Source organism: Conexibacter woesei Iso977N, from assembly GCF_000424625.1.
GTDB classification, from domain to species: domain Bacteria; phylum Actinomycetota; class Thermoleophilia; order Solirubrobacterales; family Solirubrobacteraceae; genus Baekduia; species Baekduia woesei_A.
Genome location: NZ_AUKG01000001.1, coordinates 1,666,944 through 1,690,780 on the forward strand (window position 1 = coordinate 1,666,944; position 23,837 = coordinate 1,690,780).

General features: G+C 72.5%; 21 protein-coding genes. 7 read left to right on the forward strand and 14 right to left on the reverse strand.

Annotated features, from left to right (window positions below):
• Positions 1–10: 10 nt before the first annotated feature.
• Both H030_RS0108165 and H030_RS0108170 read left to right on the forward strand, forming a co-directional pair.
• Positions 11–397 carry a HesB/IscA family protein gene (locus H030_RS0108165; protein WP_027005752.1) on the forward strand — a complete coding sequence of 129 codons (387 nt, stop codon included), beginning with the start codon at positions 11–13 and terminating at the stop codon, positions 395–397.
• 315 nt (positions 398–712) lie between these two features.
• Positions 713–1,867: a hypothetical protein gene (locus H030_RS0108170; RefSeq protein ID WP_027005753.1), complete on the forward strand. Its 1,155-nt coding sequence runs from the start codon at positions 713–715 to the stop codon at positions 1,865–1,867.
• A 484-nt stretch (positions 1,868–2,351) separates the two neighbouring features.
• Here H030_RS0108170 and H030_RS0108175 read toward each other — a convergent pair whose 3' ends face one another.
• Complete coding sequence (locus H030_RS0108175; RefSeq protein WP_027005754.1) at positions 2,352–2,978, reverse strand: DNA-3-methyladenine glycosylase family protein; 627 nt, start codon at positions 2,976–2,978, stop codon at positions 2,352–2,354.
• Between the two features lie 4 nt (positions 2,979–2,982).
• Positions 2,983–3,669, reverse strand: coding sequence for a chlorite dismutase family protein (locus H030_RS0108180; protein ID WP_035125999.1), 687 nt, complete (start codon positions 3,667–3,669; stop codon positions 2,983–2,985).
• 75 nt (positions 3,670–3,744) lie between these two features.
• Here H030_RS0108180 and H030_RS0108185 point away from each other — a divergent pair, with 75 nt between their 5' ends.
• Both H030_RS0108185 and H030_RS0108190 read left to right on the forward strand, forming a co-directional pair.
• Entirely contained in the window at positions 3,745–6,096 is a 2,352-nt protein-coding gene (locus tag H030_RS0108185; RefSeq protein ID WP_027005756.1) for a glycosyltransferase, read from the forward strand.
• Complete coding sequence (locus tag H030_RS0108190) at positions 6,093–6,386, forward strand: DUF4333 domain-containing protein (protein WP_027005757.1); 294 nt, start codon at positions 6,093–6,095, stop codon at positions 6,384–6,386. The genes H030_RS0108185 and H030_RS0108190 overlap by 4 nt, the downstream gene beginning before the upstream one ends.
• Before the next feature lie 388 nt (positions 6,387–6,774).
• On the opposite strand, the gene H030_RS0108195 is transcribed toward H030_RS0108190, so the two are convergent.
• The 11 genes from H030_RS0108195 to H030_RS0108245 form a co-directional block, all read right to left on the reverse strand.
• Positions 6,775–7,245 (reverse strand): cupin domain-containing protein, encoded by a 471-nt coding sequence (locus tag H030_RS0108195; protein WP_027005758.1) that lies wholly within the window; start codon positions 7,243–7,245, stop codon positions 6,775–6,777.
• 40 nt (positions 7,246–7,285) lie between these two features.
• On the reverse strand, positions 7,286–8,554 hold the full coding sequence (locus H030_RS30375; protein ID WP_081690753.1) for an aldose epimerase family protein: 1,269 nt from the start codon (positions 8,552–8,554) through the stop codon (positions 7,286–7,288).
• 55 nt (positions 8,555–8,609) lie between these two features.
• Positions 8,610–9,968, reverse strand: a complete 1,359-nt coding sequence (locus H030_RS0108205; protein ID WP_196809047.1) for an L-fucose/L-arabinose isomerase family protein — start codon at positions 9,966–9,968, stop codon at positions 8,610–8,612.
• Positions 9,969–10,011: 43 nt separating this feature from the next.
• Complete coding sequence (locus H030_RS0108210; protein ID WP_035127019.1) at positions 10,012–10,656, reverse strand: L-ribulose-5-phosphate 4-epimerase; 645 nt, start codon at positions 10,654–10,656, stop codon at positions 10,012–10,014.
• A gap of 8 nt (positions 10,657–10,664) precedes the next feature.
• A complete protein-coding gene (araB, locus tag H030_RS0108215; RefSeq protein ID WP_035126001.1) occupies positions 10,665–12,377 on the reverse strand; it encodes a ribulokinase in 1,713 nt (570 codons plus the stop codon).
• 4 nt (positions 12,378–12,381) lie between these two features.
• Positions 12,382–13,209, reverse strand: a complete 828-nt coding sequence (locus H030_RS30380) for an ATP-binding cassette domain-containing protein (RefSeq protein ID WP_196809049.1) — start codon at positions 13,207–13,209, stop codon at positions 12,382–12,384.
• Complete coding sequence (locus tag H030_RS0108225; RefSeq protein WP_051222052.1) at positions 13,202–14,305, reverse strand: ABC transporter permease; 1,104 nt, start codon at positions 14,303–14,305, stop codon at positions 13,202–13,204. Before H030_RS0108225 ends, H030_RS30380 begins: the two co-directional genes overlap by 8 nt.
• Positions 14,306–14,311: 6 nt before the next feature.
• Positions 14,312–15,469, reverse strand: coding sequence for a sugar ABC transporter substrate-binding protein (locus tag H030_RS30385; protein ID WP_196809050.1), 1,158 nt, complete (start codon positions 15,467–15,469; stop codon positions 14,312–14,314).
• A gap of 102 nt (positions 15,470–15,571) precedes the next feature.
• Positions 15,572–16,390, reverse strand: coding sequence for an IclR family transcriptional regulator (locus tag H030_RS30390; RefSeq protein ID WP_051222054.1), 819 nt, complete (start codon positions 16,388–16,390; stop codon positions 15,572–15,574).
• Positions 16,390–17,415 carry a LacI family DNA-binding transcriptional regulator gene (locus H030_RS0108240; RefSeq protein ID WP_027005763.1) on the reverse strand — a complete coding sequence of 342 codons (1,026 nt, stop codon included), beginning with the start codon at positions 17,413–17,415 and terminating at the stop codon, positions 16,390–16,392. Before H030_RS0108240 ends, H030_RS30390 begins: the two co-directional genes overlap by 1 nt.
• A gap of 91 nt (positions 17,416–17,506) precedes the next feature.
• A complete protein-coding gene (locus tag H030_RS0108245; RefSeq protein ID WP_027005764.1) occupies positions 17,507–18,112 on the reverse strand; it encodes a TetR family transcriptional regulator in 606 nt (201 codons plus the stop codon).
• 106 nt (positions 18,113–18,218) lie between these two features.
• Here H030_RS0108245 and H030_RS30395 point away from each other — a divergent pair, with 106 nt between their 5' ends.
• Together H030_RS30395 and H030_RS0108255 are read left to right on the forward strand one after the other, a co-directional pair.
• Positions 18,219–19,094, forward strand: a complete 876-nt coding sequence (locus H030_RS30395; protein ID WP_035126004.1) for an SDR family NAD(P)-dependent oxidoreductase — start codon at positions 18,219–18,221, stop codon at positions 19,092–19,094.
• A gap of 72 nt (positions 19,095–19,166) precedes the next feature.
• Complete coding sequence (locus H030_RS0108255) at positions 19,167–20,531, forward strand: hypothetical protein (RefSeq protein WP_027005765.1); 1,365 nt, start codon at positions 19,167–19,169, stop codon at positions 20,529–20,531.
• Here H030_RS0108255 and H030_RS30400 read toward each other — a convergent pair.
• Complete coding sequence (locus tag H030_RS30400; RefSeq protein ID WP_051222055.1) at positions 20,528–21,976, reverse strand: alkaline phosphatase PhoX; 1,449 nt, start codon at positions 21,974–21,976, stop codon at positions 20,528–20,530. The two genes, H030_RS0108255 and H030_RS30400, sit on opposite strands and share 4 nt — an antisense overlap.
• Positions 21,977–22,080: 104 nt before the next feature.
• Here H030_RS30400 and H030_RS0108265 point away from each other — a divergent pair, with 104 nt between their 5' ends.
• Positions 22,081–23,835, forward strand: a complete 1,755-nt coding sequence (locus tag H030_RS0108265; RefSeq protein ID WP_155891917.1) for a hypothetical protein — start codon at positions 22,081–22,083, stop codon at positions 23,833–23,835.
• Positions 23,836–23,837: the final 2 nt, after the last annotated feature.

Genomic DNA, 23,837 nt, shown 5'->3' on the forward strand with positions numbered 1-23,837 from the left:
TTGTATAGCGATGACCGGAACCACCGTTACGTACAAGGCCCAGGGCGTCCACTTCACCGAGAAGGGCGCCACCAAGGTCCGCGAGTTCCTCGAGTCCCAGGGCGCGGACATCACGTCCGCCGGCCTCCGCGTCGGTGTGCGCGGCGGCGGCTGCTCGGGCTTCCAGTACCAGCTCGCGTTCGACGACCAGCACGACGGCGACGCGATCTTCGAGGACCAGGGCCTCCGCATCCTCGTCGACGCCCAGAGCCTCCCGTACGTGGACGGCTCGGAGATCGACTACGTCGACTCGCTCCAGGGCGCGGGCTTCCAGGTCAACAACCCCAACGTGGTCGCCGCGTGCGGCTGCGGCTCGTCCTTCCGGGTGGAGGACGAGGAGCAGGTCAGCGCCGTCTAGCCTGACGGCATCGGCCTCCCTCTGGGAACCACCCGCCTTCGCGCGGCGGCGCTGCTGCTTGCGGCCGCCGCGCTCCTGACCGCCGCTGCCCTCGCGGGCTGCGGCGACGACGACCAGCGCGCCGCCGCGCCGCCGCCGCAGACCGCGCCCGCCAAGCGGCCTGCGCCGCCCGCCAGGCCGACGGTCCTCGCCACCGGCCTCACCGAGGCCAACGCCCAGCTGCTGTTCGACGCCGGTTCGCATCCGGACGTCGCGCCCGGGTTCGCGCCGTGGCGCGATCGCGTCGCCGCGCTGCACCCGCGCTACTGGCGGCTGATGATCTACTGGTCCCAGCTCCAGCCGGACCCGTCCAGGCCCGCCGACCTCGGCATCGCGACCGACGGCTGCGCGCGCGGGGCGCAGCCGTGCGGCCCGTTCGGCGGGATCCGCGACGAGCTGGCGGCGATCGCCTCCGAGCAGAAGGCGGGCTTCGGTGTGCCGCGCGTCGAGGTCGTCATCGCGGGCGTCCCGGCCTGGGCCGCCCAGCCCGCGTCCGGGTGCGAGCGCTCCGATGCCGGACCGTCGTCGCGGCCGATCACCGCGCAGGGCCTCGACGCCTACAAGGCGCTGATCGCCCAGGTCGCCGGCCTCGCGGGGCAGGAGGGCGCGGCGCTGAACTACTGGTCGCCGTGGAACGAGCCCAACCACCCGGCGTTCATCAGCCCGCAGCGCGCGAAGTGCGACAGGAGCTCGCCGACGCTCGCCGCCGGCGTCTACGCCCAGCTGGTCCGGGCCGCGCGCGACGCGCTCGCCACGATCCCCGGCCCGCACCAGCTCGTGCTCGGCGAGATGGCCGGGACGACCGTCCCGTCGCCGCGGCGCTCGACCGTCCAGGAGATGGTCGCCGCGCTGCCCGACGACGTCGCCTGCGCGTCGCGCCTGTGGACCCAGCACGACTACGCGCAGGTCACGCCGGACCCCGCGAAGCCCGATCCGGTGCTCGCGCTGGAGCAGGCGCTCGACGCGCGGCCGTGCACGCAGGGCGCGCACATCTGGGTCACCGAGACCGGCGTCGGCGGCGGCGACCCGGGCGCGCCGCGGGCGACCGACGACGCGTCGCTGCGCGCCCAGTGCCGCGCGCAGGACGCCAAGCTGCGCCAGTGGGCGGCCGACCCGCGCGTGGACGCGGCGTTCCAGTACACGTTCCGGGAGGACAGCGCCTACCCCGTCGGCCTCGCCGACGCAGGGCTGACGCGGACGTACCCGACCTACGACCTCTGGGCCGCCTGGGGCGCGCGCAGGCCGAACGACGGACCACCGCCGCTGCCGGCGTCGTGCGCCGAGCCGGGTGCGGCGAGCACCGCGGCGCCGCCGCCGTCCGGGACCGTGTCGCCGCCCGCGCCGACGAGCGCACCGCCGTCGAACGCGACGCCGCCGACGGAGTCGACGACCGCCGTCCCGGCGGCGACGACCGCGGTGCCGGCGGGCTGAGGCGCGGGCGTTGTGGTGGTGCGGCGCGGCGGTGGGTGGTGTTCGGCGCGGCCGTGTTGCTGGCGGCTTGGAGCGTTGGTTGGGAGGGCATCGATGGCGAGCAGCGCTGGAGGGGGCGCTGCCGTTGGTGGTGTGGCTGGGCTGCTCGCCGGGTCCGGGGGCGGGGTTCGGGGCCGAACGGGTTGGTCGGCGGCAGTTTGGTGTTCACATGGGACCCCAGACTGCCGTTGAGGGGGTCAACGGTGCATTTGGGCTCTATACGAACCACTATGCACCGTTGACGCTTGGGTTCGGGCCCGAACGGTGCCCGGAGCCCTACGCGAGGCCCAAGGAGACCCGCCCGCACCGCCACCACGCCGAGCCACACCGCCAGCGGCGGCGCAACCGCCAACGCCTTCTCCCATCGATGCCCTCCACGCCACGCCCCGCACTCCCAGCGACACGGCCGCGCTGAACGCCACTCACCGCCGCGCCGCAGCACCGCCTACGCCGTCGGCCCACCCACACGCGCCCACGCCCACAACACCGCGCACGCCGTCGACCGGTGCGGCCGCCACGCCTCCCCCAACGCGTACAGCTCCGCGCGCTCCGGCAGGTGGTCCAGCCCCCACCCGCGCCGGACCGCCTGGCGAATCACGAGATCCCCCGCCACCAGGACGTCCTCCCGCGCCAACCCGACGACCAGGAACACCTGCGCCGTCCACTCGCCGATGCCCTTGACCGCGGTCAGCTGGGCGATCAGCTCGTCGTCGCTCAGCGTCCGCAGGGCCCCGAGCTCCAGCTCGCCGTCCTCGAGGTGCTCGGCCAGCGAGCGCAGCGAGACGACCTTCGCCCTCGACAAGCCCACCGACTTCAGCTCGTCCGGGTCGTCGGCCAGGACCTCGGCCGGCGTCGGGTTCCTGCCGCCGAAGCGGTCCTGCAGGCGGCCGAGGATCGCGCGGGCGGCGATCGTCGACAGCTGCTGCGAGACGATCGCCCGGATGATCGCGCCGTAGGGGTCGGCGTCCGGCGTCCAGCGCGGGACGTCGCCGCCGAGGTCGTCGATCATCGACGCGAGCACCGGGTCGGCGGCGCGCAGGTGCGCGACCGCGCGGCGCTCGCGCTGGGACATCCGTCTAGACGATCGCGCCGATCGCCTCGCCGTCGAGCGCGATCAGCGCCCGCTCGAGGCCGGTGTTGACGCACGTGTAGGACGGCGTGTCGCGCTCGGTCCAGGCGCTGGCCTCGGTCGTCCGGAGGCGCTGCACGAGGTCCAGGAACGCGGCGGCGTCGTCGGTGTCGAACGCGACCACGAACTCCTGGTCGTCGAGGCCGAACGAGTAGGTCGTGTGGTTGTCGACCGTCGGGTACTGGCGGCCGACCTCGATGTGCTCCTGCATGATCCGCCAGCGCTCCTTCGGATCCAGGCCGTACCACTGGCGCGTCTTCACGAACGGGTAGACGAACAGGTACTTGCCCCTGAAACGACGGGGGATCGCGCGCTCGTCCTCGCTGTACTCGGACGTCTTGCGCATGCCCAGGAACGACTCCGGCTGGCTCATCCAGGACCACAGGCCGGACTGGCCGAGCACGACGTGGAACTCGTGGATGCGGTCGAGGTTCTCGGCCTCCATCACGAGCATCAGGTCGGCGTCGCCACGGGTCCCGACGAGGCTGAAGCCCTGGATCAGGTGGTCGGTCCCGAAGTCCTCGCAGGCGGCCAGGAACTCGGCCTTGTGCTGCGCGCGCTCGGACTCCGGAAGGCGGCGCCAAGCAGGATCGAGCTTGAGGAACGTGTACTTCACGAAGTGACGATCGGCCATGAGCGGCGTCCAGTGTATGTGAAGGGGAGTTATCCCCCGGGCGGTTCCGGGGCACGGGTGGATACGATGCTGGAGATGCGCATCGCGCTCGTCTCCCCGTATTCCTGGACGTACCCCGGGGGTGTGACGCGGCACATCGAGGCGCTGCGGTCCGAGTTGGCTGCGTTGGGTCACGATGTGCGGGTCCTCGCCCCAGTCGATCCGCCGGACAAGACGTCCGCGCGGAGACATCGTGGTGCCGTGCCCCAGGAGCGCGAGATCCCGGACTGGGTGGTCCCGCTCGGGCGCACGATGGGCTTCCCGGCCAACGGCGCGGTGTCCAACCTGACGATGCCGTACGCCCCGAACGTGAGCGCGCTGCGGCGCGAGCTCCGTGAGGGCGGCTACGACGTCGTGCACCTGCACGAGCCGGTCGTGCCGTGCGTCGGGTGGGACACGCTGATGTCGTGCGAGGTGCCGATGGTCGGCACGTTCCACTGCTACTCCGAGAACAACCTCTCGAACGGGATCGCCGTGGCGATCGGCGCGCGGCGGCGGCTGAACCGGCTGAAGGTCCGGATCGCGGTCTCCGAGGCGGCGGCGTGGACGGGCAAGCGCTACTACGGCGGCTACTACCGCGTGGTCCCGAACGGCGTGGTGCTGGATGAGCAGGCGGTCGCGGCGCCGGTCGAGGCGGTCTCTGCCGAGCGCCCGCTGCGGATCGCGTTCGTCGGGCAGGCGGTCGAGCGCAAGGGGCTGCCGGTGCTGCTGCGCGCCTTCGAGGCGCTGCGCGAGCACGTCCCGGCCGAGCTGCAGATCGTCGGCGCGACGCCCGAGGAGGTCGAGCCGCTGCTGCTCGACGGCGACTCGGGCGTGACCGTGCTCGGCAAGGTGGACGACGCGACCAAGGAGCGCGTGCTGCGCGAGGCGGACGTCCTCGCCGCGCCGTCGCTCGGGGGCGAGTCGTTCGGGATGGTCTTGACGGAGGCGTTCGCGGCGGGCACGCCGGTCGTCGCCTCCGATATCGCGGGCTACCGCGATGTGGTCCGGGACGGCGTCGATGGTCTTCTGGTGCCGCGCGGGGACGCCGCTGCGCTGGGCGAGACGCTGCGCGCCCTGGCGCTGGACGCCGAGCAGCGCGCGCGCTTGAGCGCTGCCGCGCTGGAGCGCGCGGAGCGGTTCGCGTGGCCGGTCGTCGCGCGCGAGGTCGTGAAGGCCTACGAGGACGCGATCGCCGTCGGCGAGCCCGAGGGCTCCCGCGCGCAGCGGGTCGCGGTTCGCTCGGGGATGCTGTCGGCCGACCTGAAGCCGCGCAACCCGGCGCGGCGGATGCCGTCGATGGAGCCGCCGGCGCCGCGCTCGCGCGCGCGCCGCCCGGTGATCGCGTTCGCGCGCCGCGCCGTGATGGCGCTGGTCGCGCTGGCGATCCTGGTGGGGTCGGTCGTCGCCTTGGAGCGGATCGGCTTCGACCGGATCGGTCACTCGCTCGTGCACGCGACGCCGCCGTGGGTGGTCGTCGCGCTGGGCCTGATGTGCGCGTCGATGGCGGTGCGTGCGGTCGCCTGGACGGCGATCCTGCGCGCGGCGATGCCGACGGCGCCGAGGCCGCGGCTGAGCGATGCGCTGCAGGGGACGATGATCGGCGTGCTGATGAGCGCGACGCTGCCGGCGCGCCTGGGTGAGCCGGCGCGCGCGATGATCGTCGCGCGGCGCATCGGGCGCCCGCGCGACGGCGTCCCGGTGGTGCTGGGGACGATCGTCTCGCAGACGTTGTTGAACATCTTGGCCCTGGTGATCCTGGGCATGGTCATGTTCCGCTCGGTTCCGGTGTTCCATCACCACGAGAGCGGGCTGATCGCCTTCGCGGCGCTGCCGATCGTGATCCTGGCTGCCGTGCTGGGTGCTCCGGCGCTGCTGCGCGAGGGCGGCGCGGCACGCAGCGCCCGGGTGCGCGCGTGGTCGATGCAGGCGCGCCGTGCGACCGCGCAGGTGCGGGCGGGGCTCGAGGTCTTCCGCCAGCCGAAGCTGGGGTCCGTCGCGGTGGGCGCGCAGCTGTTCGCGTGGGTCATCCAGTGGATGTCCTGCTACGTGCTGTTGGTGGCCTTCGGGCTGGACGACCGCGCGGGGATCGGCGCTGCGGCGGCGGTGCTGTTCGCGGTGAACGTCTCCGCGGTCCTGCCCGCGACGCCGTCGAACCTGGGCGTGTTCCAGGCCGCCTGCGTCTTCGTGCTGCACAAGGGCTACGGGATCGGCGTCGACGACGCGCTCGGCTACGGGATCATCCTGCAGGCCGTGGAGATCGCGACCGCGTTCGTCATGGGCGCGCCCGCGCTGTTGAAGGAAGGCGTGTCCTGGAAGGACGTCCGCCTGCGCGCGATGCACGCCGCGCCCGTCGAGCTTCCGCCGCTGCCCCGCCGCGGCGAGTCCGCGATCGAGGTCGACGCTTGACCGGCCGGACGACGGCGCTCCTAGCGCTGTCGTCCGCTTCCGTTGTGCTCGCGTCGGGCTGCGGCGGCGACCGCGTCGACCGCAGGGACCTGGAGTCGAAGGTGAGCGACTTCATCCTCCGCCAGACCGGCACGACGGCCACGGTCCACTGCCCCAAGGACGTGGACCCCGACAAAGGCCACAAGACGACCTGCATCGCCGACCTCTCCGGCACCCCGACGAACCTCCAGATCGTCTTCACGTCGAAGGGCCGCTTCCAGGTCCACGTCGACACGTCGCACCTCGGCTAACGCCGCGCCGCACCTCGGCTAACGCCGCGCCGCGCCTCGATTGACGCATCTCGGCGCCACTGGTCCCGCCACCGCTGCTGGGCGGTCGGCGTCGGTGTCCTGCCGGCGGCCCGCAACCAATGCGCGGTCGCGTCTGGCGCCGCCACCCGTCCCGCTCTCCGCCGGCTGAGCGAGTGGAGGGCTCGGCGCTGGATCCGTTCCCGCGGCTGCCGCACCGAGCCCTCCTGCTCTCCTCCCTGCGCGAGTGGCGAAGGGTCCGGTAACGGTGGAGGTTCGCGTCCGGTGGGTCCAGAGCCAGGCGGCTCAGGGAGGTGTTCGGGTCATGACGGTGTCCGGATATCCGGACAACGACCTCCCGGGAGCGCGTTGTCCGGATATCCGGACAGGCTCAGCTCCTCCAGAGCGCGATGCCTTCGCCGCCTACCGGGTCGGTCGGTGGTGGTGGGAGGTGGGTGATGCGAGATAGCGCGGTGGGGTTGGCTGCGCGGAGGATGTCGTAGATCTCTTGGCCCGGTGGGTAGGCGCCGGCCACGGTGAAGCCGTCGCGTGAAGAGGCTCGGCGGTGGCCGGTGCCTGCGGGGAGGATCAGGACGTCGCCGGCTGAGACCTCGAAGGCCTGGCCCTGGGGGCCGCCGAGCTCGAGCGTTGCCGAGCCGGCGATCACCGCCAGTGCCTCGTGGGAGGTCGAGTGGAAGTGGTGGTAGTCGAAGACGCCGTCGGTCCAGGTGCCACCCCAGCCGTTGTTGATGAACAACGACTCGCCGTCCCCGACGTCGACGCCGTGGTAGATCAGCACCGGCCAGCGGGGGTGGTTCGGGATCGGCTCGCCGGGCGGGGCGGTCCAGGTCTGAAGCTCCATGACCTGGACCGGGCTACCCGGCGAGCGTCCCGAGGCGACCTCAGCCGTGGTGCTTCTTGACCTTCGCCTCCATCACGTGCCCGTGGTTGCCGTCGGAGCCGAAGTCGTACACCGTCGAGGTGGCGTACGTCTGGCCCGGGCGGAGGACAGTCGACGGGAACGACGGCTGGTTCGGCGAGTCCGGGAAGTGCTGGGTCTCCAGCGCCAGCCCGTCGCCCTGCCGGTACTGGTGGCCGCTCGTCCCGTAGAGCGTCCCGTCCAGGAAGTTCCCGGAGTAGAACTGCAGGCCGGGCTGGTCGGTCCACACCGTCAGCTGCCGGCCGGAGCCGGGATCCTTCAACCGTGCCGCGACCTGCAGCCCGTTGCCCGGCCGCCGGTCCAGGACCCAGTTGTGGTCGTAGCCCTGCCCGATCACCAGCTGCGGGTCGTTGTCGCGAACGCGCTCGCCGACCGCATGGAACTGCGTGAAGTCGAACGGCGTCCCGGCAACCGGCGCGATCACGCCCGTCGGGATCTGCGTCGTGTCGACCGGCGTGTAGTGCGAGGCGTTGATCTGCAGCTGCTGGCCGTCGATCGACCCCGAGCCCTCACCCGCCAGGTTCCAGTACGAGTGGTTGGTGAGGTTGATCACCGTCGGCTTCGACGTGGTCGCGTGGTAGTCGATCCGGATCTGGTCGTCGTTGTTCAACGAGTACGTCACCGTCACCGGCAGCTCACCGGGATACCCCTCCTCGCCGTCGGCCGAGGTGTAGGAGAACCGGACGCCCGCGCTCCCGTCGCGCCCCGACGCCGGGACCGGCACTGCCGTCCAGACGTGCTTGTCGAACCCCTGGATCCCGCCGTGCAGCGAGTTCACCCCGTTGTTGATCGGTAGCTGGTACGTCGTGCCGTCGAGCGTGAACTGACCCCTGGCGATGCGGTTGCCGTAGCGCCCGATCGTCGCCCCGAAGTACGGGTTGCTCCTCAGGTACGCGGGCGACGTGTAGCCGGAGACGTCGCCGAAGCCGAGGGCGACGTCCTTCGCCTGCCCGCGCCGATCGGGGACGTTGACCGCCTGCAGCGTCGCGCCGTAGGTGATCACCGAGATCGACATCCCGCGCGCGTTGGTCAACGTGTAGCGGTCGATCGCCGTGCCATCGCTGAGCGTTCCGAACCCGCTCTTGGTGATGCTCACGGAGTGACCACCTCCGCCACCACCGCCGCCACCGCCGCCACCGCCCCCGTGCGCCATCGCGCTCGCCGGGAGCACGGCCGCGCACAGCGCAGCCCCTACCGCGGCGACTCCTGCGAGTCGCCGGAAACCGGACATGTTGGACGACATGCGTCCTCCTATGTTCTGGACCTTGCTTGTGGACTTGGCGGCGCTACACGAGCGCCAGCTCGATCCCCGCCGCCGCGCAGAACGCCCGCCAGGCGTCCGCGTGCCGCCCCGGATTGAGCACCTGGTGGTGCGGGCCGCCGAGGCGCAGCCATGCGTCCATGCAGTTCCGCACGCCCGAGTCCGGACGGAACAGCCCGTACGGCATCTCGAGCGCCGGCAGCTCGTCGCTCTCCAAGATCTCACCCTCGGAGACCACGAGCCGGAACCGCGTTCCCTCCAGCGCGACCAGCGTGGCCAGCGTGCACGGCCCCGGCGCGTACTGGAACAGGAACGTCGGCGGATCTCCCAGCCCGCCGATACCCAACGGGCGCTTGATGAGCCGGACCGGTCGGTCGGCTCGGGCCAGCGCCCAGTTGCCCTCGCCCATGTGGGACATCAGGATCGCGTCCCTGGGGAAGTCCATGGCGTACATCTCGGTGAACTGCGTCGCGCCGAGCATGTCCTGCGCCGCCGCCATCAGCGACGCCGTGACGCTGTCGCCCTCGGCCGCGAACGCGTAGCCGTCGGCCATCAGCGACGACGCCGCCGCCAGCGGCAGCCGCGCGAAGCGCCCGTCCTCGGCGATCGCGCCGAAGTGCGTGGAGTACGCGCGGTACCCACCCGCGTCCAGCAGCGCGCGCAGCCCGAGCTGCATCCGCGCGTGGTCCTCGCGCTCCGCGGCAGACAACCGCGGGTCGACCTCGAAGCGCGCGTCCTCGGAGTCCAGCAGCCCCCGGACCGCGTCGTCCTCGACCTCCGCGACCGCCCTCACCAACAGCCCCGTGCCGAGCGCATCAACCTGCGGTCCGAGCGACCGCAGGAACGCGTGCTCGTCGACCCGGATGTCGCCCATCCCGTTCATCGTGTAGCCGAAGATCGCCACCTTCAGCGCGCGCCAGCGCGTCACCGCCGCGGCCGCGCGCGCCCACAGGCCCACGGCATCGACGAACTCAGAAGACTGCCAGTCGCCGGTGATCACGTGGAACGGCCGCCCGGACCGGACCAGCGCGTTGGCCGTGTCCTGCGCCCCGTGGATCCCCTGGTTGTAGGTCAGGTCGCCCATGTCCCACGCGTCGGTGATCGCGCCCTCCGGCTGCGTGTTCACCAGGCACACCGGAAGGTCCACGCCCGCGAGCGCGCGCGACACGTGCATCGCCGGCCCGTACGTGAGCATGACCACCAACAACCCGTCGAGCCCGTCGGCAGCAAGTTCCCCAACAACGCGGTCCACGTCGGCACGCGTCTTCACCGGATCGCCGACGACGACGTCGCACACCCCGCCCAGCGCCTCACCCACGGCCGCCGCGTACGCCGCCTGCCGCTCGGTGATCCCCGGCAACATGTCGTCGTACAACGCCTGCATCACCCCGAGCAGGCCGATCCGCGGGCGCGCGGAACCCTGGGGGTCAGCGCTGGCCGTAGACGTTCTGGTAGCGGTCGTAGAGGGCATCGATGTCCTTGGATTCGAGCTGGATCGGGTCGCCGAGCTCACGGGCGAGGTGCACGGTGCGCGCGACGTCCTCGCACATCACCGCGGCTTTGAGCGCATCGACGGCGCGCGCGCCGACGGTGAAGACGCCGTGGCTGCGCATCAGCACGGCGGGCGAGCGGTGGTCGCGCAGCGTCTCGACGATCCCGCGGCCGATCTCGGCGTCGCCGATCAGCCGGAACGGCCCGACCGGGATCTCGCCGCCGAACTCGTCGGCCATCGCGGTCAGGACGCACGGGATCGCCTCGCCGCGCGCGGCCCACGCCGTCGCATACGCGCTGTGCGTGTGGCAGACGCCGCCGACGCCGCGCAGCTCGCGGTAGACGTGGCCGTGCGTCGCGGCGTCGCTGGACGGCGACAGGTCGCCCTCGACCAGCGTGCCGTCGAGGTCGCAGACGACCATCGCCTCCGGCGTCAGCGCGTCGAACGGGATCCCGGAGGCCTTGATGACCATCAGGTCCTCGTCGGGGACGCGCGCCGAGAGGTTCCCGGACGTCCAGGCGACGAGGCCCTGTCGTGGCAGCTCCAAGTGCAGCCGGCAGACCTCGGCGCGCAAGTCCATCAACTCGCTCACGCGGCCACCTCGACAACGGGCCGGCGCCGCAGCGCGTGCATCAGCTCGCCGCGCGCGAACGCGTCGTGCAGCTCGCCGTAGTGCTGGTACAAGACGTCGTAGGCCGCGGCGCGCGCCGGGTCCGGCGTGTAGGCGTCGCGTGTGACCGCGCCCATCGCCGCCGACGCGGCGTGCACGTCGGCATAGGCGCCCGCCGCGACCGCCGCGTGGATCGCCGCGCCCAGCGCGGGGCCGTGCTCGGACTCCAGCAGGTGCAGCGGCATCCGGACGACGTCGGCGTAGATCTGCATCACCAGCGGGTTCTTCGCCAGCCCGCCGGCGATGAACAGCTCCTGGACCGGGACGCCGCCGGCCGCGAACGCCTCGATGATCTTGCGCGTCCCGAACGCGGTCGCCTCGATCAGCGCGCGGTAGATGTCGGGCGCGCGCGTCTGCAGCGTCAACCCCAACAACAAGCCCGACAGCTCGTGGTCGACCAGCAGCGAGCGGTTGCCGTTGAGCCAGTCCAGCGCGACGAGCCCGTGTTCTCCTACATCCTGCTGTGCCGCCAGGGCAGAGAGATGCTCGTGCACGGAGACCCCGAGCGCCGCCGCCTCCGCGTGGTAGCGCGGCGGCGTCGCGTGGTCGACGACCCAGCCGAAGAGGTCGCCGACGCCGGACTGCCCGGCCTCGTAGCCCCACAGCCCCGCCGCGATCCCGCCGTCGACGACGCCGCACATGCCGGGGATCTCCGCGAGCTGCTCGGCGTTCATCACGTGGCAGGTCGACGTGCCCATGACCGCGAGCATCTGCCCGGGGCCGACCGACTGCGCGGCCGGCGCGGTCACGTGGGCATCCACGTTGCCAACAGCGACAGCGATGCCTTCGGGCAGTCCCGTCCACGCCGCCGCCTCGGCGGTCAGCGACCCCGCCCGCGCGCCCAGCGCCGCCAGCGGCCCGGCGAGCTTCTCGTCGACGAAGCCCGCGAAGTCCGGGTTGACGGCGCGCAGGTAGTCGGTCGACGGGTAGCGCCCGTCCTGGTGGATCGCCTTGTAGCCGGCGCTGCACGCGTTGCGCGTCTCCATACCGCACAGCTGCCAGACGATCCAGTCGGCGGCCTCGACCCAGCGGTCGGTCGCTGCGTAGGCCTCCGGATCCTCCTCGAGCAGTTGCAGGGCCTTGGCGAACTCCCACTCGGAGGAGATCGCGCCGCCGTAGCGCGCGAGCCAGGACTCGCCGCGCTCGCGGGCGACCATGTTGATGCGGTCGGCCTGGCCTTGGGCGGCGTGGTGCTTCCAGAGCTTCACATAGGCATGGGGTCGGTCGCGGAACCCGTCGGCCTCGCACAGCGGCGTCCCGTCGGCCTTGACCGGCATGGGGGAGGAGGCGGTGAAGTCCGTGGCAATGCCTATGACATCCGCAGCAGAGACGCCCGCCGCGGCGATCGCCTCCGGCACCGCGCGCCGCAGCACCTCGCGGTAGTCCTCCGGGTCCTGCAGCGCCCACTGCGGCGGCAGCGCAGCCCCCGAAGCCGCCAGCGTCTCCTCCATCACCGCGTGCGGGTAGGCGAGCACCGCCGACCCCAGCTCCGCGCCATCGGCAACCCGTACAACAAGCGCGCGCCCGGACAGCGTCCCGAAGTCCACGCCGACGACGACCGGCCCGGAAGGAGGAGGAGCCCCTGCCGGCCGGCCGTCGTCCCGCGCGGACGTGGCAGCCCGCGACGTCATCGCCCTACCGCGCCGTCCCCGGCTGCGCCTGTGCGGCCAGCCGGGCGCGGCGGTACTCGTTGACGACGATCTCGTTGAGCTCCTCGACCGACGTCTCCGCGGTCGGGCGGTCGTACGTGATCTCGCCGTCCTGGATCAGGTTCACGCGGTCACACGACTCGAGCACGTGCACGTAGTTGTGGGCGATCATGATGATCGACACGCGGCCTTCCTCGCGAAGCCGGGCCACGAGGTCGAGGATCATCGCCCCCTCCTTGGCGCCCATCGCCGCCAGCGGCTCGTCGAGCAGGATGATGTCGGCGTCGGAGGTGACCGTGCGCGCCACCGCGATCGCCTGGCGCTGGCCGCCCGACAGGCGCGCGACCGGCACGTCGATCCGCGGGATGTTGACGCCGATCGAGTCCAGCGCCGCCCGCGACTCCCTCTTCATCCGCCGGTTGTCGATCAGCGGCAGCCCGGTCCGGTGCGGCTCCCGGTTGAGGAACATATTGTGGTACACGGACAGCTCGTCGATCAGCGCGAGGTCCTGGTAGACGCAGTCGATCCCGAGCGAGCGCGCGTGGACGACCGACCTCAGCTCGACCTCCTCGCCCTTGACGATGACCTTGCCTTCGTCGGGCCTCTGGAAGCCGGAGATGATCTTCATCAACGTGGACTTGCCCGCGCCGTTGTCGCCGAGCAGGCCCAGCACCTCGCCCTTCTTGAGGTGCAGGTCGACGTTGCGGAGCGCCGTCACCGGGCCGAAGCGCTTGGCGACGCCCTCGATCCGCAGCACGTCCTCCACGGACGCCGCCGGAGTTGTAGGAGTTGCTTCCTGCCCCTGCTCAGCCAAGGCCCTGGCCCTTCCGGACGCGTCCGATGTACACGTTGATGACCATCGCGACGAGGATCGCGATGCCGAGGATGAAGTCCAGGTAGTCGGCGCTGACGCCCTGGATCGTCAGCCCGTCGCGCAGGACGCCGAGGAACAGCGCGCCGAACAGCGCGCCGATCGCGGTGCCCTCGCCGCCGGTCAGCAGCGTGCCGCCGATGACCGCCGCCGACACGGCGCGGAACATCGTCTCCGACGCCCCCGCGGTGTCCGGCTGGACCGACGAGGCGCGCGTGGCCTCGAAGACGCCGACGAGGCCGGCGAGCGTCGAGCAGAGGATGAAGTTGCGGATCACGACGACGCGGACCTTGATGCCCGCCTCGCTCGCGCCGTGCTTGTTGCCGCCCGCCGCGATCGTGTGCAGGCCCCAGCGCGTCAGGCGCAGCACGACCTGCAGGAGCAACACGATCAACAACGCCCAGATCAGCTCCGAGTAGACCCCGGCGCCGAAGATCTTGGCGAACGTCCCGACGTGGTTGACCTGCTCGGGCAGCGTGATCGTCTGGCCGTTGACGACCTTGGTGACGTTCTCGGTCGTCGTGGTCACGTCGGCGCCCGGCATCGCGACCGGCGCGGCGTTGGAGATGATCAGCGTCAGGCCGCCGACCCCGAGCAGCGTGCCCAGGGTGGTGATGAACGACGACACGCCGACGACCTCGGTCAGCACGCCGTTGATCACCCCGACGATCGCCGAGCAGATCAGCGCCCCGATCAGGCACAGCACGAGCCCGAAGCCCCACTGGTGGAACTCGTAGAACATGAACGGGGAGAAGAGGTACACCGAGCCGATCGACAGGTCGATCTCGCCGGCGATCATCAGCATCGCCTCGCCGGCCGCCAGGATCGCGAACGGCGCGAAGTACGGGAGCAGCGTGACGAAGTTGTCGTGGGTGAAGAAGCGGTCGTTCTTCACGGAGAAGTAGACGATCGCGATGAGCGTCACCACGACGATGCTGCCCTCGCGCAGCGTGAGGAACCGCTTGGCGAGCTCGCCGGCGCCCGGGCGCGAGGCCCGGGCGGTCGGCTGCTCGGTCGGTGCGGACTGCAGCGCCGACATGATCTCCTAGGCCTTGGCGACGCCGGCGGCCGTCGAGGAGCCCTCGTACCGGCTCTTGGTGGTGTTGTACGGCCCGACGGTGGTCTTGTCGAGGAACTTCAGGCCGGTGTTGACGTCGGCCGGCCCGGTCAGCGAGTTCGACATCTTGTACATGAACAACTGCAGGATCGGCAGGAAGCCCTGCAGGTAGGGCTGCTGGTCGATCGTGAAGTCGATCTGGTCGGCGGCCAGGAGCCTCTGGGTCACCGGCGTGAGGTCGTAGCCGCCGCCCTTGACGCCCCTGCCGCGCAGGCTGTGCTTCTGGATCGTCTGCGCGACCGACTGCGTCGAGCCGGCGTCCACGGCGAACAGCCCCTTCGTGTTCGGGTGACCCGACACGTAGGAGTCGATCGTCGACAGCTCGGCCGGGACCGCGGCGCCGGTGGCGACCGTGTGGGGCGTGATGCCCCTGCCCTGCTTCTTGATGGTGTCGAGCGCGCCGTCGATGCGCGGCTGGATGTTCGCCGAGCCCGGCGTCGCGATGAACAGCGCGACGTCGCCGGACGGGACCAGCTCGATGATGCGCTTGCCCATCTCCTGGCCGGAGACGAAGAGGTCCTGGCCGATGTAGGCCAAGCGCTTGTTCGAGGTCGAGTCCGCGTTGTAGGAGACGACCGGGATGTTGGCCTTGAGCGCGGCTTGGGTCGCCGAGTTGAAGGCCTTCTCGTCGATCAGCGCGAGCGCGAGGCCGTCCGCGCCGCCGGTGATCGCCGAGTTGGTGGCGTTGACCATCTCGTTGACATTGGAGTTCTCCGAGCCGGTCCACTGGTAGCTGCAGCCGAGCAGCTTGCAGGCGTCCTCGGCGCCGTACTTCGTCGGCACGAAGAACGGGTTGGTGGTCACGTGGTTGACGAACGTGAACCTCAGCCTGCTGCTCGACGGGCCGAAGACGCCACTGGTGCCGCCGCCGTTGGTGCTGGTCTGCGCCGCGGCGGTCGTGGTCGTCTTGCTGTTGTTGGAGCCGCCGCACGCGGCCAGGATGGTCGCGGCCAGGCCCGCGGCGCCGCCGGTCAGCGCGGTGCGCCGGCTCATCGCCTTGAACTTCGAGTGCGGGGTCTCCTCCTCCTTGCCTTCCATCCACTCGAGGCGCTCGATCGCCTCGTGCACGGGGTCAAGCTCTGACACCGGTCTCCTCCTGTTTGTAGGGGTGCTGCACATCTTTGCGCAGCACTCACTGCTCACCGGTGGCAACCGGCGGGCCGGGCGTCGCGCGCCCGTGTAACGGCATCAAGCCACAGGGTTCCCCGTGCGGTCAACGGGGCGTTCGGCTATGCCGAACCGGTCCTGTTGGGAAGTCGTTAGCGCGCGCTTGCGCAGCAGCTCGGAGCAGCGCGCGGCGGCCGCGGCGACCGCGCGCGTCTGGTCGCGCGCGGTCGCGCGCCAGCGGGGCGCGGCGACGGTCAGGCCCAGTGCGGCGACGACGTGGCCGTGGAGGTCGCGGATCGGCGCGGCGACCGCGCACGCGGCCGGGTCGCGCTCCTGCTCCTCGTAGGCGAAGCCGCGCTGGCGGACGGCCGCGCACTCGCGGGCGAGGCGCTCGGCGGTCCGGATCGTGCGGTCGGTGAACGGCGTGAGGTCGCGCGCGGCGTGGTCGGCGATCGTCTCGGCCGGCTGGGCGGCGAGCAGGACCTTCCCGGCGGCGGTCGCGTGGACCGCGAGGGCCGAGCCGACGGCGGCGGGCGGCGGGCCGAACGCGTCGCGCCCGGCGTAGGAGGCGACGCAGATCGCGCTGCCGGGGCCCCAGGTCGCGAGGTGCGCGGCGTGGCCGGTCTGGGCGGCGAGCGCGGCGAGGACGCGGGTCGGCTCGGCGCCGAGGTGCGAGCTGTCGACGACGAGCGTGTTGAGCGCGATCACGCGCCAGCCGAGGCGGTAACGGCCGGGGCCGTGGCGTTCCAGCAGGCCGATGTCGGCGAGCGAGATGAGCAGCTCGTGGGCCTGGGACTTGGCGACGTCCAGCGCGTTGGCGACCGCGGTCGCGCCCCACTCGGGGTTGTCGGTGGAGAAGAGGTCGAGCACCTGGCCCGCGCGGCCGACGGTCTGGAGCATCAGCGCTCGCCTCCCGGTGCCGCCGTGCTCTGGCGGACGACCAGCTCGGGCGCGACGACGATGCCCTGCGGCGCGGAGCCGTTCTGCATGTGGTCGAGAAGGAGGGCGAGCGAGCGGCGGCCGATCTCGTCGAAGTCCTGGCGGACGGAGGTCAGCGGCGGCGTGTAGAACGCGGCCTCGGGGACGTCGTCGAAGCCGACGACGCTGATGTCGGCGGGCGCGGCCAGGCCGCGCTCGTTGATCGCGCGCAGGAGGCCGAGGGCCATCGGGTCGTTGGCGGCGAAGACCGCGGTGACCGGTTCCCGTTGTTGTAGGAGTCGCTGGCCCAGCTCGTAGCCACAGGACGCCGACCAGTCGCCGATCAGCGGCTCCGGGGCGGTGATGCCGGCGTCGGCGAGCGTGGCGCGCCAGCCGTCCACGCGCTGGACGGCCTCCATGAAGTCGGTCGGGCCGGCGATGTGGTGGACGGTGGCGTGGCCGAGGTCCAGGAGGTGCTGGGTGGCGAGGCGCGCGCCGGCGAGCTGGTCGACCTCGGCCACCGGGATCGCGTCGCCGGGGCCGGCCTCGGCGGCGACGACGGGGACGCCGGGCGGGAGGTCGCGGAGCGCGTCGGCGGCGGTCTCCTGCGGGGCGATGACGACGATGCCGTCGACGCCGCGGTCGCGGAGGCGGTCGAGCGCGCCGCGGACCGACTCGCGCGTGAGCGAGCGCAGCGACACGATGATGATGAAGTAGCCCGCGTCGTGGGCGGCGCGCTCGATCCCGAGGATCGCCGACGCGGGGCCGTAGAGCGTGGTGTCGAACGAGATGACGCCGAGCGTCCTGGTCCGGCCGGTCACCAGCGCGCGGGCCGCGGAGTTGGGGCGGTAGTCGAGCTCCCTCATCGCCGCGAGGACGCGCTCGCGCGTCTCGGGACGCACGGCGGGGGAGTCGTGCAGGACGCGCGACACCGTCTGGTGGGACACGCCCGCAAGCTGGGCGACGTCCGACATGACCGCGGAGCGGGGCTTCTCGTTCTGACCCATGACGCATTCCGGGCAGGCCGAAGCGCGCCGGGACTTGGCGCTCGCTCCTCCCTTCCGGGAGGCCGATGTTAGCGTTCACATTCCTGCGGAGTCAACCTCTTTCGGCGCGCGAGGAGGCGCTGGGGGGTGAGTAGGCGGCGAGCAGCGCGCGGACGGCGTCGACGACGACCTGGCGGCGGTGGGTGCGGCTGCGGCGCTGGGCGGGGCCGTGGTCGGTGGCGTCGGCGCGGGTCCACATCGCGGCGATCGTCGTGATCAGGGCGAGGAGGTCCTCGGGTGGGAACGTCGCGCTGAGCGTGCCGTCGGCCTGCGCGGCGCGGATGCGGGCGACCTTCGCCTTCGCCGCTGCGGCGCGGAGGGCGTGGGGTGGGCGGTCGGCGGCGCGCTCCAGGCGGTACCAGGTCGCCAGGCGCGCGATGTCGGCGTCGTCCTCGTAGCGGTCGAAGAGGCCGGCGGCGTAGCCGGGGAGGTCGGTCGCGTCGAGCGGCGCCTCGTCGGTGGTCGCGGTGACGAGCTGGTCGAAGACCGCGTCGAAGAGGTCGTCCTTGGAGCCGAAGTAGTGGTAGATCTGCGCCTTGTTGGCCCCGGCGGCGGCGGCGATCCGGTCGACGCGCGCGCCGGCGATCCCGCGCAGCGCGAACTCCGCCTTGGCGGCGTCGAGGAGGCGCCTCTGGGTGGCCTGCGCATCGCCGGGCATCGTGCGTCGCAGGGTAGCCAACTAACCGGATGGTTGAACGTGACGCGAGCCGCGCTACAGTGACTGACTAACCACCTAGTTAGCGATCACGTTCGAAAGGCTCCCCATGTCCTCCTCCTCCAAGGTCTTCCTCGTCACCGGCTCCTCCCGCGGCCTGGGCCGCTCGATCGCCGCGGCGGTCGTCGCCGCCGGCCACCAGCTCGTCGCCACGGCGCGCACGCCGGAGTCGCTCGACGACCTCGTCGCCCAGGCGCCGGACCGCGTCCGCGCGGTCGCGCTCGACGTCACCGACCCGGACGCCGCGGCCGCCGCGGTCCGGACGGCGGTCGACGCCTTCGGGCGCCTCGACGTCGTCGTCAACAACGCCGGCTACGCCGACCTCGCGGCGGTCGAGGACGTCACGCTCGACGCCTTCCGCGCGCAGATCGACACCAACCTGCTCGGCGTCGTCAACGTCACCAAGGCTGCGCTGCCGGTCATGCGCGAGCAGGGCGACGGGCACATCATCCAGGTGTCCTCGGTCGGCGGCCGGATGGCGACTCCGGGCCTTGGCGCCTACCAGGCGGCGAAGTGGGCGGTCGGCGGGCTGAGCGAGGTGCTGGCCGCCGAGGTCGGCCCGCTCGGCATCAAGGTCACGGTGCTGGAGCCGGGCGGGATGCGCACCGACTGGGCCGGCTCGTCGATGGCGATCCCGCCGGTCAGCGAGGCCTACAAGAACACCGTCGGCGCCGTCGCCGAGCGCATGGCCGGCTTCGCGGAGGCCTCGGCCTCGGACCCCGACAAGGTCGCCCAGGTCGTCCTGCAGGTCGCCGACCTCGACGCGCCGCCGGTCCGCCTCCTGATCGGCAGCGACGCCTACAACTACGGCCGCGCCGCCTGGCAGGCCCGCGTCGACACCGACGCGGAGTGGGAGGCGCTGTCCACCTCCACCGACCACGCCGACGCGACCGCCGACCAGCTGGACCCGCTCAACCGCGGCTGAGTCACGACGGGGCGGAGCGGGGCGGGCGGCGGCAGCGCAACCTTCGCCCCTCCGCGCGCGTTTGCGAGGTCGATGACCTTGCGCGCACGCTTCGTCCTGCCGATCGCCGCCGCACTCGCGGCCGCCGCCCTCCCGGGCGCGGTCGCGGCGGCGACCCTGCAGCCCGCCCAGCTGATCGGCTCCGGCACGACGCTCGAGACCGCCGCGGCCGCGGGCGACCACGGGACGTTCGCGTTCGTCGTCCGGCGCCAGGACGGCATCGAGGCGGCGGTCCGGCGCGGCGTCGGCGCGCCCTGGCAGCGGCGGGTGCTCGACAGCGGCCTGAAGTTCGGCGACGACCGCGAGCCGCAGGTCGTCCTCGGCGGCGACGGCACCGCGACCGCCGTCTACACGGCCGGAGGCCGCCACCCGCAGCTGATGCTCGCCCGCGCGCCCGCCGGGCAGGGCTTCGGCCCCGCGCACGCGATCGCGCCGGTGACGGGCGCCGCGCGCCCGCGCCTCCTCGCGCTCACCGGCAGCCGCGCGCTGCTGCTCTACGTCGCGCGCCGGATCGTCCGCAGGGGCAGGTACCTGATGGGCTCCAGCGACGAGAGCGTGTACGCGCTGACGATCGACCACCGCGGCCACGCGTCCAGGCCGCGCGACCTCGGGATCCGCGGCGCCGAGATCGCGATCGCGCCCGAGGCGGGCGGCGCCGTGCTCACCTACCTCGTCGGCCACGCGGTCTGCAGCCAGCGCAACGGCGGCAGCTGCCGGCCGCGCGAGCAGCGCCTCGTCCTCGTCGGCCCCGACGGCAAGTTGCAGGGCGCGCCGCTGACCGTCACGCGCAGCTCCGGCGACACGCAGCATCCGCCGCGCGTGTTCGCCACCGGCGGGGCCGTCGTCGCCGCGTGGGTCCGCCACTCCTACGATCCCGCTCACCCGCCGGCCGCGTTCACCCGCACGTTCGACCTCTCCGCGCGCCGCCTGCACCCGACCGGCGTCGCGCGTCCGTTCCCGGTCTATGGCGGCATCGGCAGCAACACGCCGTCGGTGACGTCCACGCACGACGGCGGCCTCGTCGGCGCGGGCGTCGTGCCGCCGGGCGAGGCGGCGTTCGCCGCGACCGCGTCCGGCGACAGCGCCGGACCGTGGACGAACGCGCCGGAGCGCCTCGGCTCGCCCGGCGGCTGGACCACCGTCCCGCGCCTGGTGACCGCGCGCGACGGCGCGACGCTCGGCGTCTTCGCCCGCTCGATCGTCCGTCCGGGGCCCTCCGCCTACGACGTCGTCCTGGCCCGCCGCACCGGCCCCGGCACGACGACCCAGACCACCCTCGGCGACACGCTGGCGACCAACGACGCCGGCGGCCTCGCCTTCGCCCAAGCCCCCGAAGGCGGCCTGATCGTCACCTGGCCAGATGCCCGCGGCGGCGTCTCGGTCGCGACCTCGAACTAGAGCCAGCCCTTGTCCCAGGGGCCGGTGATGGCGAACGTCTCGCCCGGGTACTGGAGGTGGACGAAGAGCCATTGGCCGTCGGGTGAGTAGGTGCAGCCCGACCACTCCGAGCGGCCGGTCCAGCCCTTGGCCTCGTCCTCCCACTTGTGGAGGTCCAGCGGTGTGTCGTTGCGGGCGAACGTCGCGATCTCGCCTGCGGGCGTCAGGCAGCGGATGAAGTTCGTGCCGCCGTTCACGTCCTCGCCGTCGCCGTCTTCGCCGACGACCACCCCGCCGCGGGGCGAGACGACCAGCGAGTCCGGCTGGTCGAGCACGTGCCCGGAGTGCGACTCGAACAACAGCGTCAAGTGCCCCTTCTTGGTCCCGGACGGCGTGTAGCGCCAGATCTGGCCCTTGCCGTCGTCGCCCGCCTCGCTGGCCACGAAGTACACCGAGCCGCGGGACCAGTGCGCGCCCTCCAGCCCGTAGAAGCGCGCGGCGCCGAGCGCGCGGCCCTGCTGGTAGACGGCGTCCGGGTGCCTGTCGGCGTGCTCGGGGTCCGGGTCCTTGATCGGGACCCACTCGCACTTCAGCGTCGTCCCAACCTTCTGACCACTCGCGGTGTTGTAGCCGGAGCGCCCCTGGACGGCGAGCATCTCCAGCCGGCCGCCACGGTGCAGCCTGCCGTGGGTGTGCGGGATGAAGCGGTAGAAGCCGTCGCCGGGATCGCCGTTGTCCTCGGTCATGTAGATGACGCCGGTCCTGGGATCGATCACGCACGCCTCGTGCTCGAAGCGCCCCATCGCCTTGATCGGGACCGGGTCGACCGGCGCCCTCGCGCCCAGCGGCACCTCGAAGACGTAGCCGTGCGGCTTCTCGAAGCCGTCGTCGGGGCCGACCGTCGACTCCTCGCACGACAGCCACGAGCCCCACGGCATCTTGCCGCCGTTGCAGTTGTTGTCGGTGCCGTTGAGCACGAGCGAGGACCCCAACAACCTGCCCGACCTGGTGTCGAACAGCGACGTCGTCACGCCGCCCTGCGCGACGCGGTCGTAGGCCTTGCGCCTGCCCAGCGCGCGGCCCGGGTCGTAGCCCTCGTGGTTGCGGATCAGCGTGACGCGCCCACCGCCCGCGTCGTGCGTGGTCGTGCCGTCGTGGAAGCGCGGGGTCGGCAGCCCGTCGCTCATCCTCGTCCCGGCCTTGCCGAACCGCTCGACGTAGAAGCCCTCCGGGAGCGAGAACCCGACGTCGAGGTACGGGCTGATCGGCCCATAGCCGGGCTTGTCGCCCGCGCCCGCCGCCGCGCGCCGCAGCGTCCGGGCGACCGCGTCGTCGGCACCGGTCGCGGCCAGCACCTGCGCGGCGACCGACGCGCCGGCGACGAGCTTCGCACCACCCCGCAGCACCTCGCGCCGCGTCGTCGCGCGGGCCTCGTCGTGTCCTTCAGGCAGCCTGATGTTCGCCATGTGCGGCGGGTTGTACGCCTGCGGACATCACGTTGGTGTTGCCGCTCGGTGAACGATGGGTACGTCCCCGCCCGCGCGGGTCCACCGGTGACGAAAGGGAAGCAATGCGGCGGCGTGGGATCGGGATGGCGGTGGCGGTGCTCGCGGCAGCGCTGCTCGGCAGCGGCACGGCGGCCGCGGCGGACGGCGACGGCCTCCAGCTCGCGGGGCCACAGGACGCGATCGCGTGGTTCAGCGACTCGGGCGACCTGCTCAACCAAGGCCACGCCGGGGCGTTCCTCTGGCGCGGGACCGACTCCACCATCAAGCTCGAGCACGCCGGGGACGGTGTCGCGGTGTCGATCGGGACCGACGGCACGAACGACTTCCACCACTTCGAGCTCCAGCCCCCGCCCGGCACCGCGCTCAGGCCCGGCGCCTATCCCGACGCCTCCGAGGTGGGCTATCAGCGTCCGGGCGAACCGGGCCTCGAGGTCAAGGCCAACGATCAGAGCTGCGGCGGCACCAGCGAGTTCGAGGTGCGCGACATCGCATGGGACGCCGGCGGGCAGCCGACGCGGCTGTGGGCGGTCTTCGCCCAGTCCTGCGGCGGCAGCGGCCTCGCGGCGCACTGGGGCGAGATCCGGCTCGGTGAGCCGGAGACCGCGGCGCCGATCGTGGTCCCGAGCGTCGTGCGCTGGCCCGAGGCCGACCTCGGCGCCGGGCACAGCACGGTGCCGGCGACCGTGATCGCGGGCACGCAGGGCACCACCGTCGAGAACACGAGCTTGAGCGGTGCGCAGGCGAGCGACTACGCGATCTCCACCGACGACTGCGCCGGCAGGACGCTGGCGCCGAACGCGACCTGCCCGGTTCAGGTCGGCTTCGTGCCCGCGGTCTCGGGCACGCGGCAGGCGACGCTCGGGATCGGCACGAGCGCGGGGACCCTCACCGCGGCACTGCAAGGCTGGACCTACGGCGGGACCACCCGCCTGCACATCACCGGCGACCCGGACGACTGGATCACCCAGGGCGGGACCTATGACCTGACGCCGGCCAACGCCAGGTTCGCCGTCATGGACAACGACGCCCGTGGCCTTCGGATCGGCGTCGGCACCCCCGCCGGCGACTGGACCGTCACGGTCGGGGCGGCGAGGAACGCGACCCTCGTCGCGCCGATGACCTACGACGCGACCACGGACGACACGGGGCCGGTGCTCGACGTCACCGCTCCCGGACGGGGCTGCGGAGCGGGCGGCGAGGGCACGTTCACGATGGACGAGCTGCGCTACCGGCCCGCGCAGCCACTGGCCGCCGGGGTGGGGCTGTCGTTCACCCAGAACTGCCAAGGGGAAGCGGCCGCGGCGCACGGGACCCTCGAGTTCCGCGCCGGGGACACGACGACGCCCGCGCCATGGATGGCGGCGGCCGCGGTTCCGGGCGCGGTCGGGGGTGGGAGCGACGCGGACGGGAGCGGCGGCGGGGCGCCGGCCGGTGGCGCGGCGCTCTCCGGTGCCGGGGCACCCGCGGCGCCCGTGGTGCCCGTGAGGGCGAGGAAGGCCGCGCCGCTGCTCAAGTTCCTGGGGTTGGTCGGCAAGGGCGCGCGGACGCTGCGCTTCAGCTCCCGCCTCCCGCGCGCCGGGACGCTGACCGCGCGCGTGACCGTGAAGCTGCACGGCAGGACGCTGCGGCTCGGCGACGGGCGCGTGACGACGACGCGTGCCGCGACCAAGACCATGAACATCGGCCTGCGCAAGGCCGTGTTGAAGGCCCTGGCCCACGTGCACAGCGCGCCGCTGACCGCGACCGTGACCTGGCGCCCCAAGGGGGCCAAGGCCATCAGGTCGCAGGCGACCGGCGTGCTGCGGCTGCGCCGCTAGCG

Excerpts from the sequence above, each read along its gene's own strand:
- H030_RS30395 (WP_035126004.1), top strand. The coding sequence starts at position 18,219 with ATGTCCTCCTCCTCCAAGGTCTTCCTCGTCACCGGCTCCTCCCGCGGC.
- H030_RS0108255 (WP_027005765.1), top strand. The coding sequence starts at position 19,167 with ATGACCTTGCGCGCACGCTTCGTCCTGCCGATCGCCGCCGCACTCGCG.
- H030_RS0108180 (WP_035125999.1), bottom strand. The coding sequence starts at position 3,669 with ATGGCCGATCGTCACTTCGTGAAGTACACGTTCCTCAAGCTCGATCCT.
- H030_RS0108225 (WP_051222052.1), bottom strand. The coding sequence starts at position 14,305 with ATGTCGGCGCTGCAGTCCGCACCGACCGAGCAGCCGACCGCCCGGGCC.
- H030_RS0108175 (WP_027005754.1), bottom strand. The coding sequence starts at position 2,978 with ATGTCCCAGCGCGAGCGCCGCGCGGTCGCGCACCTGCGCGCCGCCGAC.
- H030_RS30400 (WP_051222055.1), bottom strand. The coding sequence starts at position 21,976 with ATGGCGAACATCAGGCTGCCTGAAGGACACGACGAGGCCCGCGCGACG.
- H030_RS30375 (WP_081690753.1), bottom strand. The coding sequence starts at position 8,554 with ATGTCCGGTTTCCGGCGACTCGCAGGAGTCGCCGCGGTAGGGGCTGCG.
- H030_RS30390 (WP_051222054.1), bottom strand. The coding sequence starts at position 16,390 with ATGCTCCAGACCGTCGGCCGCGCGGGCCAGGTGCTCGACCTCTTCTCC.
- H030_RS0108240 (WP_027005763.1), bottom strand. The coding sequence starts at position 17,415 with ATGGGTCAGAACGAGAAGCCCCGCTCCGCGGTCATGTCGGACGTCGCC.
- araB (WP_035126001.1), bottom strand. The coding sequence starts at position 12,377 with ATGACGTCGCGGGCTGCCACGTCCGCGCGGGACGACGGCCGGCCGGCA.
- H030_RS0108195 (WP_027005758.1), bottom strand. The coding sequence starts at position 7,245 with ATGGAGCTTCAGACCTGGACCGCCCCGCCCGGCGAGCCGATCCCGAAC.
- H030_RS0108170 (WP_027005753.1), top strand. The coding sequence starts at position 713 with ATGATCTACTGGTCCCAGCTCCAGCCGGACCCGTCCAGGCCCGCCGAC.
- H030_RS0108165 (WP_027005752.1), top strand. The coding sequence starts at position 11 with ATGACCGGAACCACCGTTACGTACAAGGCCCAGGGCGTCCACTTCACC.
- H030_RS0108245 (WP_027005764.1), bottom strand. The coding sequence starts at position 18,112 with ATGCCCGGCGATGCGCAGGCCACCCAGAGGCGCCTCCTCGACGCCGCC.
- H030_RS0108205 (WP_196809047.1), bottom strand. The coding sequence starts at position 9,968 with ATGCAGGCGTTGTACGACGACATGTTGCCGGGGATCACCGAGCGGCAG.
- H030_RS0108185 (WP_027005756.1), top strand. The coding sequence starts at position 3,745 with ATGCGCATCGCGCTCGTCTCCCCGTATTCCTGGACGTACCCCGGGGGT.
- H030_RS0108265 (WP_155891917.1), top strand. The coding sequence starts at position 22,081 with ATGCGGCGGCGTGGGATCGGGATGGCGGTGGCGGTGCTCGCGGCAGCG.
- H030_RS0108210 (WP_035127019.1), bottom strand. The coding sequence starts at position 10,656 with ATGGACTTGCGCGCCGAGGTCTGCCGGCTGCACTTGGAGCTGCCACGA.